The sequence below is a fragment of the Collinsella sp. AK_207A genome, from assembly GCF_902501965.1.
Lineage (GTDB): Bacteria > Actinomycetota > Coriobacteriia > Coriobacteriales > Coriobacteriaceae > Collinsella.
Genome location: NZ_CABWID010000010.1, coordinates 140,423 through 155,656, shown reverse-complemented (window position 1 = coordinate 155,656; position 15,234 = coordinate 140,423). Strand labels below are relative to the sequence as shown.

The window sequence follows — 15,234 nt, the reverse complement described above, 5'->3', positions numbered from 1 at the left end:
CAACAGCACGAAACGCGCTCGATATAAAGGGGGAGATGCGATGCTTAAGACCGTGATCAAGCCGAACAGCTATCAGGACTCCATCAACCTGATGCTCTTGACCAACAAGATCAATACGCTGGATGACGTGATCCAGAGCCAGATCATGATGGGCACGGATGCCAATAAGGACATCTATAACGCCGCCGGCCTGCTGACGCCCGAGGCCGCCGCCGCGAGCCCCAGCGACATGGTGATCGTGGTGGAGACGGACGACGATGCCATCATGGACACGGTACTCGCCGAGACCGAGGCCTTCCTGGCCGATCTGTCCACCAAGAAGGAGGCTGCGGGCGGTCCCGCCGAGGCCATAAGCTGGGAGGAGGCCGTGGCGCTCCTGCCGGACGCCAACATGGCGCTCTTCTCCATCCCCGGTGAGTATGCGGCGCCCGAGCTCGAGCGCGCACTCGACCTGGGGCTCAACGTGTTCTCCTTCACGGACAACGTGCCGCTCGAGGACGAGGTGCGCCTGAAGCAGAAGGCACACGAGAAGGGCCTGCTCTTCATGGGTCCGGACTGCGGCACCGGCGTGGTGTCCTCCGTGCCCGTGGCCTTCACCAACGTCATCAACCCCGGCAACATCGGCATCGTTGGCGCCTCCGGCACCGGCATCCAGGAGGTCACCTGCGTGATCGACCGCCTGGGCGGCGGCTGCGTGCATGCCATCGGCACCGGTGGTCGCGACCTCAATGAGAAAGTCGGCGCCGTCACGGTGAAGGACGCCATCGCGGCGCTCGAGCACCACGATCCCACCGACGTCATCTGCGTCATCTCAAAGCCGCCCGCGCCCGCCGTGCGCGACGAGGTGGTCGACCTGCTCGAGAAGTGCAGCAAGCCCGTGGTCGCCATCTTCATCGGCGAGAAGCCCGAGGCACACCTGGGCAAGGTCCATTTGGCGCACACGCTCGAGGAGGCCGCCCGTATCGCCGTGGACCTGGCCAACGGCGACTCGGTGAAGCCCAACTACTGCGAGCCGCTCACCGAGACGGTGGAGACGCCGCTCGCGCAGGACAAGACCGTCATCGGCCTGTACTCCGGCGGCACGCTCGCCGGCGAGGCCGCGATGATGATTACCGAGGCGCTCGAGCTCGGCCACATCATCAAGGAAGACGGCTACATGCTGCGCCATGACGGCTACGATGTCATCGACCTGGGTGACGACGTGTACACGCAGGGCCGTCCGCATCCCATGATCGATCCCGACGTCCGCATCAAGATGATGCGCGATTATGCTGCCAAGGACACCACCGGCGTCATCCTGTTCGACTGCGTGCTCGGCTACGGTTGCCATCCCGATATGGCATCCGAGCTGGCGCCGGTCATCGCCGAGTGCAAGGCCGCTGCTGCCGCCGAGGGCCGCGAGGTCCATTTCGTCGGCACCGTGGTGGGCACCCGTCACGACCCGCAGGACTACGACCGCTCCATCAAGATCCTCGAGGACGCCGGCGCTCACATGGAGTCCAGCAACGCCCGCGCCGTCCGCCTGGCGCTCGCCTTCAAGGGCATCGACTACACCGAGGAGGACCGCGGCACCGTGGCCTACGAGGTCAAGGACACCACGCCCGTGCCCGAGCCGAGCGAGGCTGTGATGGAGCTCCTTACCACCAAGCCGCGCGTCATCAACGTGGGCGTCGAGAGCTTCAACGAGCCGCTGCGCGCCTACGGTGCCAAGAGCGTCCAGTACAACTGGAAGCCCATGGCCGGCGGTAACAAGCGGATGATCCACCTGCTGACCGAGCTCGCCAAGGTCGAGGGCATCGACGAGGCTAACGAGCGCATCTGCCAGCGCTTCCGCGAAAGCCAGCCGCAGCTGGTGGACGTCGTGGTGGCCAAGGACGTCATCCCCGAGCTCAACCGCGCGCAGAAGACGCTGCTGCATGCCGGTCCTCCCATCACCTGGGAGAACATGCAGGGCCCCATGCGCGGCTCTTGCATCGGTGCGGCGCTTTTCGAGGGCTGGGCTGAGACCGAGGAGGAGGCGCTCGCCCTGCTCGAGGCCGGCGAGGTCGAGTTCATCCCCTGTCACCACTGCCATGCCGTTGGCCCCATGGGCGGCATCACCTCCGCGAACATGGCCGTGCTCGTGGTGCGCAATCTGGCCGACGACACCGTTGCCTACTGCACCATGAACGAGGGCATCGGCAAGGTGTTGCGCTTTGGCGCCTACAGCCAGGAGGTCGTCGACCGACTGCACTGGATGGCCGACGAGCTGGCCCCCGTGCTCTCCAAGGCCCTCAAACTCGCGCACGGCGGCATCAACCTGAACGTGCTCATAGCCCGCGCCATTACCCAGGGCGACGAGTTCCACCAGCGCAACATGGCCGCCACGCTCAACTTCCTGAAGGAGGTCGCGCCGCTCATCGTGCGCACCGACGCTTCCGAGGAGGCCAAGGAGCGCGTTATCCAGTTCCTGGCGGATACCGACCAGTTCTTCCTGAACGTGATGATGGCCACCGGCAAGGCGATCGTTGACTACGTGCGCAAAGATGTTGAGGGTTCCATCGTCTCCACCATGACCCGCAACGGTTACGAGTTCGGCGTGCGCGTTTCCGGCTTGGGCGACCAGTGGTTCACCGCTCCTGTCAACACGCCCGTCGGCCTGTACTTCACCGGCTTTACGGCAGAGGACGGCTGCCCCGACAACGGCGACTCCTCCATTACGGAGACGGTCGGCGTGGGCGGCATGGCCATGGTCGCGGCCCCGGGCGTCACGCGCTTCGTGGGCGCCGGCGGCTTTGAGGACGCGCTCAACATCTCCAACGAGATGGAGAAGATCTGCGTGGGCCACAACTCCAACTGGAGCATCCCCACGTGGGACTTCAAGGGCACCTGCCTGGGTATCGACATCCGCAAGGTGGTCGCCACGGGCATCACGCCTATCATCAACACGGGCATCGCGCACAAGAAGGCGGGCATCGGCCAGGTTGGCGCCGGTACCGTCCGCGCCCCGCTCGCCTGCTTCGAGAAGGCGCTCGAGGCCTACGCCGCGAGCCTGGGCATCGAGTAGGAACGCGGTAACGCCATGGGCATCGTCGTCTTCAACATCTGCGACCGTGTTCCGGTCCGCAATCCCCAGTCCCGTACGGGCAGCGTGCACAGCGTGTTCGCAACGAGCTTCAACGTGGAGTTCTCAGGCGAGTTGGTACACGTGGGGACCGATGAGGCACCGCTCTCGTGCTTCGGCATGACCGTGGGCGCCAAGGAGATGGCGATGCTCGTGGAGCGCGTCGAGCCGGGCGATGCCGTGCACTGCCGAGATGGCGTGATGCGCATCTACAGCCGGGCCGATGTGAGCGAGCTGGTGTATGGAGAAGCGGCCGTGCGGAGTTTGGCCGTCCCCCATGCCGTGGATTCGCTCGCCGGCGCGGATGTGGCGCTGCTGCGCGTGCTCACCGCAGCAGACGTGGTGGAGCACATCGGCCTGCCCTGGCCGGACCGCTCCCGCGGTGCCGTAGCAGAGCTGGCACGGTTCTCTGTGTCGTGCGCGCGCCTTGCCGGCATGGCGAAGAGCACCTACTCGAAGGAGGAAGTGCACGCGCGCTACGAGGCATCGGAGCGCGCCATGCGGGGCAGCGTGGAGTATCTGCTCGGCCGCGGGCTCGGTCTGACCCCTTCGGGCGACGACGTGCTCTGCGGCTTTGGCTGCGCCCTCCACCTGCTGTACGGCACGGGCTCGCTCATCGCGCCGTATCTGGATGCGGTGAGGCACGCGCTGCCGGGACGCACCACGGCGGTCTCGGAAGCGTATCTGCGCGCCATGACGGCGGGTTGCGCCAACGAGGACTTCGTGGCGCTCGCGGCGGACCTGACGGCGGGGGAGTTCGAAGCGCTGCCCGACCGGGTGGAGCGCATCTTCCAGATGGGCCACACCTCCGGTGCGGACTCGCTTCTGGGCTTCGGTGCGGCGTTCGGCTGCCTGTTCTAGGTATTGATTCAACGGGTTACATTTAAGAGAAAGGTTCGAATAATGGCAACAACAGAGGTGAAAGCCAAGAAGAAAGGTCCGGATATCACCATCCTCCTGCTAATCTCGATGGTCGCAGCCGTGATCGTGGGCGTGGTAGTCGGCGAGCCCATGAAGAATGTCCAGTTCATCGGTGACATCTTCTTCCGCCTAATCCAGATGAACATCTCGGTGTTCGTCCTCTGCACCATCATCAAGTCCGTGGGCGGCCTCACGCCCAAGACGCTCGGCGACATCGGCCTCAAGGGCGTGGTCGTCTTCATCGTCACGACGTTCATCGCCGCGGCGGTGGGCATCGGCCTGGCCGAGTTCTTCCAGCCGGGTGCCGGCATGGAGAACTCCGCGCTCGTGCAGAACGCCCAGTTCGACGGCGAGGCCACGGAGCTCATGACCATCCAGGACACGCTCACCGGCTTCTTCGGCAACAACGTCGTGGCGTCGCTCTCCAACGGCACCATGATCCAGATCATCATTTTCGCCGTGGCCTTTGGCCTGGCCATCAGCTTCTGGCGCCAGGCCCACGACGGTGAGTGCAAGGCCTACGACCTGTGCTGCGAGGTCTCCGAGCTGCTGCTGAACATCATCCGCGCCGTCATGAACCTGGCTCCCATCGGCATCTTTTGCTACGTGAGCGCCATGATCGGTGAGATGGGCACCGCCGTGCTGCTGCCCCTCGTCAAGTACTTCCTGGTCATGATCGCCGGCATGCTCATCATGTTCACCGCGTACTTCATCATCGTGCCGATCTACTGCCGCGTAAATCCCTTCAAGCTCATGCAGAAGATGGTCCGCATGATGGTGACGGCCTTCACCACCATTTCCTCTGCCGTGACGCTTCCCACCGCCATGGAGGACTCCAAGCGCAAGATCGGCATCCGCGAGGATATCTGCGACGTGCTCCTGCCGCTCGGTATGCCGCTGAACTCCAACGGCGTGGCTGTGCACATGGCCGTGGACGCGCTCTGCATCGCCCAGATGTACGGCGTGGTCTTTGGTCCCAACGACCTGCTCACCGTGTGGGTGATCTGCGGCATGATCGCCTTCGTGAACGCCGCCACCCCGGGCGCCTCGCTCGTGTCTCTCACCATGATGGTGCCGGCCCTCGGCCTGCCCATGCAGGCGATCGGCATCTTCGGCGGCCTGGAGTACCCCACGGGTGCTTCCCGCACCCCGCTGAACGTGTGCGGCGACGTCTTCGCGGCCATGATCGTGGCCGGTCCCAAGGGTATCAACCACGACATCTTCGACGGAAAGACGGAGTACGTCGAGGGTTGGTCCCGTCATCTGACCGATTAGCCTAACCCGTCCGGGCTTTCCGCGCCCGGTATCGAATCAAGCCCGCTGGTTGGCACCTGTGTCTCCTTTCTCGACCGGCGGGCACCTTAGCTCGTGTTCGGCGGGTTCGTCCCGCAACGAGGTTGGTCCCCACTCGGACCTAAAAGCCTTGTGCCTCTCTCTCCTTGGCGGATCGCTCCACCGGGAGAAGCGGCTGCCGCGCCAGGCTGTACAGGAGCCTGTCGGTATGTCTATCGGCCTATACGGGGGAGAGTGGTGTCCCCATAGGACAGTGGTTCACATGACCGAATCCAAATCGAGTGCCCGGAAGTTCAGGTACAACTCGACCGTCGGCATGGTTATTGCCATGGTCGCCGGTATCGCCGCCGGTTTCGTGGGCGGAACGTCCATGAGCCAGATCAAGTTTCTGGGCGATATCTTCTTCCGGCTCATCCAGATGGGCATCGTTCCCTTCGTGATGTGCCAGATCATCGAGGCGGTGGGATCGCTCACCAAAAAGCAGCTTTCGAGCGTGGGTCTCAAGGCCGCCGCGGCGTTCCTCATTTCCTCGCTGTTGGCGTCCGCGTTCGGCATGGGCTCGGCGCTCATCTTCAAGCCGGGCGCCGGCCTTTCCGAGAGCTCGCTGGTGCTGAACGCCAGCTCCGACGCCGAAGCCGTGACCACCACGCTTGCCGACACGCTGACGGGCTTCTTCCCGAGCAACATTGTGAGCGCGGTTGCCACGGGCTCCATGGTGCCCTGCATCGTGTTCTCGCTGTTCTTCGGCATCGCCATCATCCTGGTGCGTGAGGCGCGTGACGGCGCCGAGGTCTCGGTGTATGCCTGGATTTGCGACCTCAACGAGGTACTGCTGCAGATCATCAAGATCGTGATGAACGTGGCGCCCATCGGCATCTTCGCCTACGTGTCCGCGAGCATCGGTGAGCTTGGTCTGGACGTGCTCGTTCCCATTGGCAAGTACATCCTGGTGCTTGCCGGGACCACGGCGGTCTTCACCGTCCTCTGGCTCATCGTGGTGTCCGCGTACTGCAAAATGCCCATGGGGAAGCTCTTTGCCAAGATGGTTCCCATGAGCGTCATGGCGGCCGCCACCATCTCCAGCGCGGTGACGCTGCCGCTCGAGATGGAGGATGCCAAGAACAAGATCGGCCTCAAGAAGAGTATCGCCGATCTGGTACTGCCGCTGGGCGTGCCGCTGAACTCCAACGGTTCGGCGCTGCACATGGCGGTGACGGCGATCTTCGTGTCGCAGATGTACGACATGGAGTTCGCGGGCCCGGCGCTCATCACCGTGGCGTTCATTGCGTGGATGCTCTCGCTCGCCAACGCGGTGGCCCCGGGCGCCTCGCTCATCTCGCTGACCATGCTCATTCCGGCGCTCGGTCTGCCCATGGAAGCCATAGCGATCCTGGGTGGCCTGGAGTACATCGTGGCCGCCATCCGCACCACGCTGAACGTGAACTCCGACGTGTTTTGCGCCCTGCTCGTGGCTAAGAGCGAGGACGCGATCGATTACGACGTCTTCAACGGCACGGGGGCGCCGACGGCCTAGAGCGGCCGACGGCGGTGCCGGCGCGGGCTCGAGCAACGAGTCCACGAGCCCCTTCGTATTTGGTAATGCATCCGGGCGCGGTGCCCGGATACGGAAAAAAGAGGAGCCATTATGCTCGTCACCCGCGAAGAACTCAAGTCCCTGATGAAGAACAAGTTCATGGCCGCTGGCATGCACGAGGACCACGCCGAGGACATGGCTGAGGTCATGACCTGGTCTTCCGAGCACGGCCTGCACAGCCATGGCGAGGTGCGCGTGGAGTACTACACCGAGCGCATCTCCAAGGGCGGCACTACCATCGACCCCAAGGTGACCTGGACCCAGACCGGTCCCTGCACTGGCATCCTCGACGGCGATAACGGCTGCGGCTATCCCTTCGCCATCGAGGGCATGCGCAAGGCCATCGCCATGGCCAAGGAGAACGGCATCGGCATGGTGGGCGTCTCCAACGTGGGCCACACGGGTGCCATCGGTTACTACACCGAGATGGCCGCCAAGGAGGGTATGATCGGCCTCTCCTGCACGCAATCCGACCCGATGGTCATTCCCTACGGCGGCGCCGAGCCGTTCTACGGCACCAATCCGCTGGCCATCGCCGCACCCACGGTCGATGACCGCATCGTGAGCTTCGACATGGCGACGACCGTGCAGGCGTGGGGCAAGATCCTCGATGCCAAGAGCGCCGGCCGCTCTATTCCCGAGGGCTGGGCCGTGGACGAGGATGGCCTGCCCGTCACCGATCCGCACAAGGTGAACGCGCTCGTGGCCATCGCCGGCCCCAAGGGCTACGGTCTCATGATGCTCGTCGACATCCTGTCCGGCGTGCTGCTGGGCGTGCCCGCGGGCAAGCATGTGTCGTCCATGTACCACGACCTCTCCGAGGGTCGGCGCCTGGGTCATCTGAACGTGGCCATCAACCCCGACTTCTTCTGCGGCGGCCAGGCGTTCCGCGAGGCCATGACGCAGGTGATTGAGGAGCTCAACGAGGTCAAGCCGGGCGTGGGCTTCGACAAGGTGTACTGGCCCGGCCAGCGCGGCGCCGCCCGCGTGCAGGCGACCAAGGACGCCGGCGGCATCGAGATCGTGGACGACATCTACGACTACCTGGTGAGCGACGACCTGTATCGCCACAGCTGGGACCACAAGAACCGCTTTGCGGAGTAGCTCGACGGACACGTACGTAAGCACTTTTGAGCGGGTGCGTCTTTGGGCGCGCCCCGTTTCACCCAAGAAGAGGAGATTCCCATGTCCAAGCCCCTTGGCAAGCCCGACCGCATCGTCGTCGCGCTCGGAGGCAACGCCCTCGGCAACAATCCTGCCGAACAGATCGAGAAGGTCGGCAATGCAGCTAAATCGTTGCTCGGCCTCATCGAGCAGGGCAACGAGATCATCATCACCCACGGCAACGGCCCGCAGGTTGGCATGATCCAGAACGCTTTCGCCGCGGCGCACGAGGCGATCGGTACGCCCGCGATCGACCTGCCCGAGTGCGGCGCCATGAGCCAGGGCTACATCGGCTACCACCTGCAGCAGGGCATCGGCCGCGAGCTCCACAAGCGCTACAAGCGCTGGCACGTGGCAACGGTGGTGACACAGATGGAGGTGGATCCGGACGACCCGGCGTTCCAGAATCCCACCAAGCCCATCGGGCCGTTCTTGACCAAGGCGCAGGCCGAGGCCGAGCAGGCGGAGCATCCCGAGATGACCTTCGTGGAGGATTCCGGCCGCGGCTACCGCCGGGTGGTGGCGAGCCCCGAGCCCAAGAAGATCGTCGAGGCAACGAGCATTCTCAATCTGCTCGACAACGAGTTCATCGTCATTGCCTGCGGTGGCGGCGGCATCCCCGTGGTGCGCGACTACTCGGATAAGGGCGCGTACAAGGGCATCGCCGCGGTGATCGACAAGGATGCCGGCGGCGAGCTTTTGGCCGAGGACTGCCAGGCCGACGTGCTCTTCCTGCTCACGGCGGTAGAGAAGGTCGCCATCAACTTCAACACGCCCGAGCAGCGGGACCTAGATGAGCTTACCGCCGACGAGGCCGAAAAGCTCGCCGACGAGGGCCAGTTCGGCAAGGGCTCCATGGAGCCGAAGGTGCGCGCCGCCATCAAGTTCGCGCGCAGCCGCAAGGGCCGCACCTGCATCATCGGCGCGCTGGACAAGGCCGCCGAGACCATGGCCGGCCTCTCGGGCACGCGCATCACCGGCTAGACTTGATCGCTCGATAGCTTGCTTGCGCTGAAGGCGCCCTCGGCAACGGGGGCGCCTCGCTTGTGCGCATGGCGGCGTGCCGTTCGACGCTCTAAATGAGCATCGATGCCCGTGCCGCTACTTCTTCAGCCGCTGAATCGCCCGCACCAGGAGGTCTACCTCGGGCGTCTCCGGCACTTTGGTGGGCAGCGGCTCATCCACGCCGGTGCGGCGGAAGTTGCCGACGAAATCCTCGGTGGCGAGAAACGCGCTCAACAGCAATGGATGCGCTTTCGATGTCGAAATCAACGCTCGAACGTCGGCGATACGGCGACGGCGATGCGACGGCGGGTCGCAAGCGCGGCAACGCGCCGGCGCACGCTACAGCACGGCGACAGCAAGCGAGAACACCGCGGCGAGCAATACGGTGCCCAGGCTCGTGGGCGCCATGAAGCGGTCAAGCTTGGTGTGGTCGCGCTCGTCGCAGGCGGCGCGCGTGGCCTTGAAGAGCGGCATGCTTGCCGCCAGTACCGCAACGGCGCCTACCAAGGTGGGCAGGCTCCATCCGAGGACGATGAGCAGCGCTGCCAAGAAGAGCGCGATGGAGCCGTAGACGAGCAGCAGGTGGTAGCTCCGCATGTACGTCTCGCCGGTGAGCGCGGCAACGGTGCGCGGATCGGTCGCCCACGCGCGGGCCTCGTCACCGCCGGCGTTCACCTCGGCCTCAAAGTCAGCGGCATCCACCTTGGGCCCATGGGAGAGCACGGCCACGAGCCCGGCGATCTCCTGCGACGTCTTGCCTGTGGCAACGTGTTCGCCCTGGCGCTCGCCGGCGGCGTAGAGGCGGTTTGCGATGGTCTTCTTTCCCTTGGCAGCGTCCGCCGTGGAGTCGCGCATGTTGTTGATGTTCATGACCGCGGCCACGGGCAGGCCGAGTGCCAGCGCGGCCACGAGCGAAGCGGCGTTCACGGCGTGCGTGTAGAGGAAGGTGCCGGCGATCACCGAGACCAGGCCAAAGAAGATGAAGCTCATGATGTCGCCCAAGCCCAGGTAGCCGTAGGGGTGCGGCCCCACGGTGTAGAACACGGCGGCGGCGATGGCGGCGATACCGAGCATCAGGAAGGCAATCATGGCGGTCACGGAGCCAGATGCCATGGCAGGGCCGGCGGTAAACGCCACCCAGATGAGCAGACAGCCGAGGATGAACGTGAGGCTGCAGGTGATGATGAGCGCCGTGCGCATCTGGGCGGGGGAGATGATGCCGCGCTGCATGCCGCGCTTGGGGCCCACGCGGGTCTCGTCGTCCAGGCCGTGGGCGAGGTCGCCGAAGTCGTCGGCAAAGTTGGCGATGACCTGCAAAAGCGCGGACACCACGAGCATGAGGGCGAAGACTTCCACACGGAACTGCCCGGCCGCAGCCGCCAAGCCCGCCGCTACAAGCGAGCCGCTGATCGCGAGCGGCAGCGTGCGCGGCCGCGCCGCCTCGATCCACGCGCCGCGTACCACGCTGCCAGAAATCCTTGCATCCGTGCCCATAGCCTTGCTCCCAACGTCGTGTAACGGCTCGCCATTATAGCCGCGGGGCATGTGGCATCGAGGGCCGTGGCATGAGCCTTCGCGCCAAACGCAAAGAGCCGACCCCGTAGGGCCGGCTCTTCAAGCCTTCGTGGCTGGTAGCGTATGCTACTCGGCGATCTCGGTGATCGCGCCCGCGGGGCAGGCGTCCTGGCAGGCACCGCAACCCACGCAAGAATCCTCGTCGGTCACAACGGCGACGTCGTTGACCTCGAGCACGCCGGCCGGGCAGGAGTCGACGCAAACGCCACAAGCGATGCACTCGTCGGCATCAATTACGGGATGAGCCATGGTAGTTTCCTCTCTGTTGCGCTGGGCCCAGGCGAAGGGCGTCAGCTGATTGGCTTCAATATACCTTGCCCGCGGGGCAATGCAAGGCCTTGGGGCTCCGCAATTCACACCGTTCACCGAGTAACCCAGGGCTAACTACCTGCGGTTTTGGTTGGTTGCGGCTAACGGACCATGCCACGCTCCCACGGTCCCGCATGGTTTTGGGGTACCATCCCAACAGCCATCAACCGTTACGGAAGGAACCTCCATGCCCAACATGAATCAGATGATGCAGCAGGCTCGCAAGATGCAGCAGCAGCTCGCCGAGGCGCAGGCCAGCCTGCAGTCCCAGACCGTGGACGCCAGCGCCGGCGGCGGCATGGTGAAGGTCACCGTCGGCGGCGATATGGAGCTCAAGAGCATTCAGATCGACCCCGAGGCCGTGGACCCGGATGATATCGAGATGCTGCAGGACATGATCGTTGCGGCTGTGAACGAGGGCTTCCGCGGTGTGGAGGAGCTCGCCAACCGCCAGATGGGCGCCATCACCGGCGGTCTCAACATCCCCGGCATGCCGTTCTAGCAGCGCAAGCAACCGGGCTCGTCTCGATAGCCGCATGGCGGCCGCACGGCGGGCCCGGTTTTCGCGTTGCGGGCCGTGAGCGCCGCGCGCCGGCCACGTCGCGGCCATGCCCCTCGGCCATGTCACCGGCCACGGCCATCATCATCAGCCACAAGGAAGCGAGTGCGGAGTGTCAGCCAACCAGAGCCTGCAGATTCTTCTCGATGAGCTAGGCCGCCTGCCGGGCATTGGCCCCAAGAGCGCCCAGCGCATTGCCTACTACCTGCTGGAGGCGGACGCCGAGGAGGCGCGCCGCCTGGCCGACGCCATTCTCATGGTGAAGGAGCAGGTGCACTTCTGCAGCCGATGCTTCAACTACGCCACCGCCGACGAGTGCGCCATCTGCCAGGATCCCACGCGCGATACCGCGCGCATCTGCGTGGTGGGCGAGCCGCGCGACGTCTCGGCCATCGAGCGCACGGGCAGCTACCATGGCCTCTACCACGTGCTCGGCGGAGTGATCAGCCCCATGGACAAGATTGGGCCGGAGCAGCTGCACATTCGCGAGCTGCTGGCGCGCCTGGGCACGGAGGATATCCAAGAGGTCATCATCGCCACGAACCCCAATATCGAGGGGGAGACGACGGCGAGCTACCTGGCCCGGACCATCAAGCCGCTGGGCGTGTCCGTGAGCCGCCTGGCGAGCGGGCTGCCCGTGGGCGGGGACCTGGAGTATGCGGATGAGTTGACCCTCGGCCGAGCGATCGAGGCGCGGCGGGTGCTGTAGGGGACGAATGCTGATACCGGTGTCCATTGTTGTGTATCTACGAGCATGGATTCCGCTGCATACTTGCGAATTACGTTTACTTACTTGAGTACAATAGTTTCATATCTCATCAGGTTTTGGCGTTAGGAGCAGAGACGATGGTCACTTGCATAAATTGCTCGGGGGGGGGGCTGCTCTAAAGTGACCTTCTAGCATGCAGTCTGCCAGGTCGACGTTGTAAATTGGCCTAGCATGGACCAAGCCATTATCGACAACAAGTCGCGAATTCTCAAAGATGAGCTCGAAGTCGGCGAGGGCGACGTGAAGGGCCTCGACGACTTCGAGCTCATCTGCTTTCTGGTGGTGAGGCCCCAATGCTAGGCCTGCCGAGCACCGTGGCCGTGGGCCGCGTCATCCCCAAGAACGCCTTCTACCGGAACCTCAAGATGACGTCTGCCCTTCGCGACGCCTTCACGCACGACGTTGAGAAGATCGAGATGGCCGCCTCCATCAAGGAGGCCACCTGCGGCATTCCTGCGGGCGAGCACGTGGCCGAGGTCGTGGTGCTTGCGCTCGACGTACGCGAGCGCACGGTGCCGCGCGACGTGGTTGCCGCCATCATACGCGGCATTCCCAACAAGGTGCTGGTGGCGTGCCGGCACGAGGGCGAGGTGGCGCTCGCGCTCGTGCGGCAGCAGCTGCAGGTGGGGACGTGGCAGCCTGAGGGCGACGTGCGGCTGGCGCTGCGCGGGGCGACGCTGGACGACGTTTGGGACGCGCTCAGCGAGCAGGTCATCTTCGCGGATGGGGCGGCGGCCGTGGAGCCCGCGTCGTCGTCCGAGGCGGCCCCGTCCCTCACCATTGACGAGCGCATCGAGCGCGAGCGCCGCATCGAGGCCCTGCGCCGCGATGTGGCGACGCTCACCCGCAAACATGACAAAGAGAAGCAAATCGCCAAGCGCAACGCGCTTTTCAGGCAGCTCAAGGCTGCCAAGCGCGATCTTGCGGAGCTGGAGAACTAGATCACCGTGACGGTCGGGCCACGGTGGAGCCGCCGCGCCCGGTCGTCGCTTCTGAGAAGGGAAACGCGACATGGACAAGATCGAGCGCCAGACGGCGGACCTCACGGCCGAGAACGTGGAACGGCTGGGCGAGCTCTTTCCCAACGTGATGACCGAGGTGCGCGAGCCGGACGGCACCCTGCGCCACGTCGTCGACTTCGATGCCCTGCGTGAGCAGCTGGGAGATGTGGCCGAGGGGCCGCGCGAACGCTACCAGTTCACCTGGCCCGGCAAGCGGGAGGCCCGCGCCGAGGCCAGGCGTCCGTGCACGAAGACCCTGCGCCCGCAGCCCGAGAAGTCCAAGGACTGGGACACTACCGAGAACCTCTACATCGAGGGCGATAACCTCGAGGCCTTAAAGCTCCTGCGCAACACCTACGCGGGCAAGGTCAAGATGATCTACATCGACCCGCCGTACAACACAGGGCACGACTTCATCTACGACGACGACTTCGCCCAGAGCCGCGAGGACTACGACGCCCAGAGCGGCGACTACGACGAGGAGGGCGGCCGTCTCGTCGCCAACCCCGAGAGCAACGGTCGGTTCCACTCCGATTGGTGTTCGATGATGTACCCACGTCTGCTGTTGGCGCGTGACTTATTAACCGAAGATGGTGTCATCTTTATCAGCATTGATGATAGTGAGCAGCTCAATTTGCGGGAGCTGTGCAACGAGGTCTTCAACGAGCGGAATTTCATCGCGCAGCTCATCTGGGAGCGTGCGTATGCTCCAAAGAACGATGCAAAGTACGTTTCGAATAGCCACGATTATGTGCTGATGTATGCGAAGAATGCCGATGAGTTCAAGATTGGTAGATTGCCAAGAACCGCTGAGGCAAATGCTCGCTATAAGAATCCAGATAACGATCCGCGCGGTCCTTGGAAACCGAGCGACATGTCGGTAAAAACGTACAACGCATCGTGTGACTATCAGATAACGACGCCCTCTGGGCGTATAGTAGAGCCTCCAACAGCTCGCTGTTGGAGGCTCTCAAGGAACGCGTTCCTTGAGAGGCTCCATGACAATCGGATTTGGTTCGGGCCAAATGGTGATAGCGTACCTTGTATCAAAAGGTTTCTGTCCGAGCTGAAATTCGACGGTATGGCCCCTCAGTCCATTCTCTTCTATAAGGAGGTGGGTCACAGTCAGGAAGGCGCCAAAGAGGTCGTCTCCCTTTTTGACGGTAAGGGCTACTTTGATGGACCCAAGCCAACGCGCATGCTCAAGCGTCTCATAACGCTTGCCAATCTCGAACCCGACTCGCTTGTCCTCGACTTCTTCTCGGGCTCGGCATCAACTGCCGATGCTCTCATTCAGATGAATGCTGAGAAACAAACGGTTGCCAAGTTCATTCTCGTGCAACTTCCCGAGGAAACACCCGAGGATCGTGAGGCTAGCAAAGACGGCTACCGCACCATCTGCGAGATCGGCGAGGAGCGCATCCGCCGTGCGGGGGAGAAGATCCGCGAGGAGGTCGAGGCTTCAAACGCCCAGCTCAAGCTCGGCGAAGAACCCAAGAAGGTTCCGGACATCGGCTTCCGCGTGCTCAAGATCGACTCGTCCAACTTCGAGGACGTCTATGCCACGCCCGAGGACACGAGCCAGCAGGCCCTCTTCGACCTCGCCGACAACCTTAAAGACGATCGCGCTCCCGAGGACCTGCTCTTCGAGGCCCTACCCGCGTTCCAGATTCCGTTCTCGGCCAAGATCGAGCGCATCGACGTCGCGGGCTTTACGGCCTTCGACGTGGACGGGGGCGCGCTCATTGCCTGCTTCGACACGGGCATCACCAATGACGCCATCACGGCCATGGCCAAGCGCGAGCCCAGCTACTGCGTCGTTCGCGACGCGAGCTTCGCCGACGCCGCCTCGGCCGCCAACTTCGAGCAGATCTTCAAGACCGTGAGCCCCGCCACCGCCTGCAAGGTGATCTAGATGCGGCAGAGCCCCATAAAGAAGCC

Annotated in this window: 14 protein-coding genes; 11 read left to right on the top strand and 3 right to left on the bottom strand. The window is 63.9% G+C overall.

The window, feature by feature from the left end; all coding sequences use genetic code 11:
* Positions 1 to 40: 40 nt before the first annotated feature.
* From fdrA to arcC, 6 genes are all read left to right on the top strand, one after another.
* The gene (gene fdrA / locus GDJ97_RS02315) at positions 41 to 3,046 is read left to right on the top strand and encodes a DUF1116 domain-containing protein (RefSeq protein WP_152069607.1); all 3,006 of its coding nucleotides are present in this window, start codon (positions 41 to 43) and stop codon (positions 3,044 to 3,046) included.
* A gap of 15 nt (positions 3,047 to 3,061) precedes the next feature.
* Entirely contained in the window at positions 3,062 to 3,964 is a 903-nt protein-coding gene (locus GDJ97_RS02310; protein WP_152069606.1) for a DUF2877 domain-containing protein, read from the top strand.
* A 42-nt stretch (positions 3,965 to 4,006) separates the two neighbouring features.
* Positions 4,007 to 5,299: a dicarboxylate/amino acid:cation symporter gene (locus GDJ97_RS02305; protein ID WP_152069605.1), complete on the top strand. Its 1,293-nt coding sequence runs from the start codon at positions 4,007 to 4,009 to the stop codon at positions 5,297 to 5,299.
* Positions 5,300 to 5,579: 280 nt separating this feature from the next.
* Positions 5,580 to 6,851: a dicarboxylate/amino acid:cation symporter gene (locus tag GDJ97_RS02300; RefSeq protein ID WP_152069604.1), complete on the top strand. Its 1,272-nt coding sequence runs from the start codon at positions 5,580 to 5,582 to the stop codon at positions 6,849 to 6,851.
* Positions 6,852 to 6,962: 111 nt separating this feature from the next.
* A complete protein-coding gene (gene allD / locus GDJ97_RS02295; protein ID WP_152069603.1) occupies positions 6,963 to 8,015 on the top strand; it encodes an ureidoglycolate dehydrogenase in 1,053 nt (350 codons plus the stop codon).
* An 81-nt stretch (positions 8,016 to 8,096) separates the two neighbouring features.
* Positions 8,097 to 9,059: a carbamate kinase gene (gene arcC / locus GDJ97_RS02290; RefSeq protein ID WP_152069602.1), complete on the top strand. Its 963-nt coding sequence runs from the start codon at positions 8,097 to 8,099 to the stop codon at positions 9,057 to 9,059.
* A 117-nt stretch (positions 9,060 to 9,176) separates the two neighbouring features.
* On the opposite strand, the gene GDJ97_RS09330 is transcribed toward arcC, so the two are convergent.
* The 3 genes from GDJ97_RS09330 to GDJ97_RS09500 all read right to left on the bottom strand — a co-directional run bounded on the left by GDJ97_RS09330 (position 9,177) and on the right by GDJ97_RS09500 (position 10,904).
* Positions 9,177 to 9,314: a hypothetical protein gene (locus tag GDJ97_RS09330; protein WP_226808741.1), complete on the bottom strand. Its 138-nt coding sequence runs from the start codon at positions 9,312 to 9,314 to the stop codon at positions 9,177 to 9,179.
* Between the two features lie 105 nt (positions 9,315 to 9,419).
* The gene (gene menA, locus GDJ97_RS02285; RefSeq protein WP_193221271.1) at positions 9,420 to 10,574 is read right to left on the bottom strand and encodes a 1,4-dihydroxy-2-naphthoate octaprenyltransferase; all 1,155 of its coding nucleotides are present in this window, start codon (positions 10,572 to 10,574) and stop codon (positions 9,420 to 9,422) included.
* 147 nt (positions 10,575 to 10,721) lie between these two features.
* Complete coding sequence (locus tag GDJ97_RS09500) at positions 10,722 to 10,904, bottom strand: DUF362 domain-containing protein (RefSeq protein WP_226808739.1); 183 nt, start codon at positions 10,902 to 10,904, stop codon at positions 10,722 to 10,724.
* Between the two features lie 247 nt (positions 10,905 to 11,151).
* Between GDJ97_RS09500 and GDJ97_RS02275 the strand changes: the two genes are divergently transcribed.
* From GDJ97_RS02275 to GDJ97_RS02260, 5 genes are all read left to right on the top strand, one after another.
* On the top strand, positions 11,152 to 11,466 hold the full coding sequence (locus tag GDJ97_RS02275; protein ID WP_152069599.1) for a YbaB/EbfC family nucleoid-associated protein: 315 nt from the start codon (positions 11,152 to 11,154) through the stop codon (positions 11,464 to 11,466).
* Positions 11,467 to 11,635: 169 nt separating this feature from the next.
* Complete coding sequence (gene recR / locus GDJ97_RS02270; RefSeq protein ID WP_152069598.1) at positions 11,636 to 12,232, top strand: recombination mediator RecR; 597 nt, start codon at positions 11,636 to 11,638, stop codon at positions 12,230 to 12,232.
* A gap of 231 nt (positions 12,233 to 12,463) precedes the next feature.
* A complete protein-coding gene (locus GDJ97_RS09645; RefSeq protein ID WP_255445731.1) occupies positions 12,464 to 12,592 on the top strand; it encodes a hypothetical protein in 129 nt (42 codons plus the stop codon).
* Complete coding sequence (locus tag GDJ97_RS02265) at positions 12,586 to 13,233, top strand: DUF4391 domain-containing protein (protein WP_152069597.1); 648 nt, start codon at positions 12,586 to 12,588, stop codon at positions 13,231 to 13,233. The genes GDJ97_RS09645 and GDJ97_RS02265 overlap by 7 nt, the downstream gene beginning before the upstream one ends.
* Positions 13,234 to 13,303: 70 nt before the next feature.
* Positions 13,304 to 15,208, top strand: a complete 1,905-nt coding sequence (locus GDJ97_RS02260) for a site-specific DNA-methyltransferase (protein ID WP_152069596.1) — start codon at positions 13,304 to 13,306, stop codon at positions 15,206 to 15,208.
* The last annotated feature ends 26 nt before the right edge of the window (positions 15,209 to 15,234 follow it).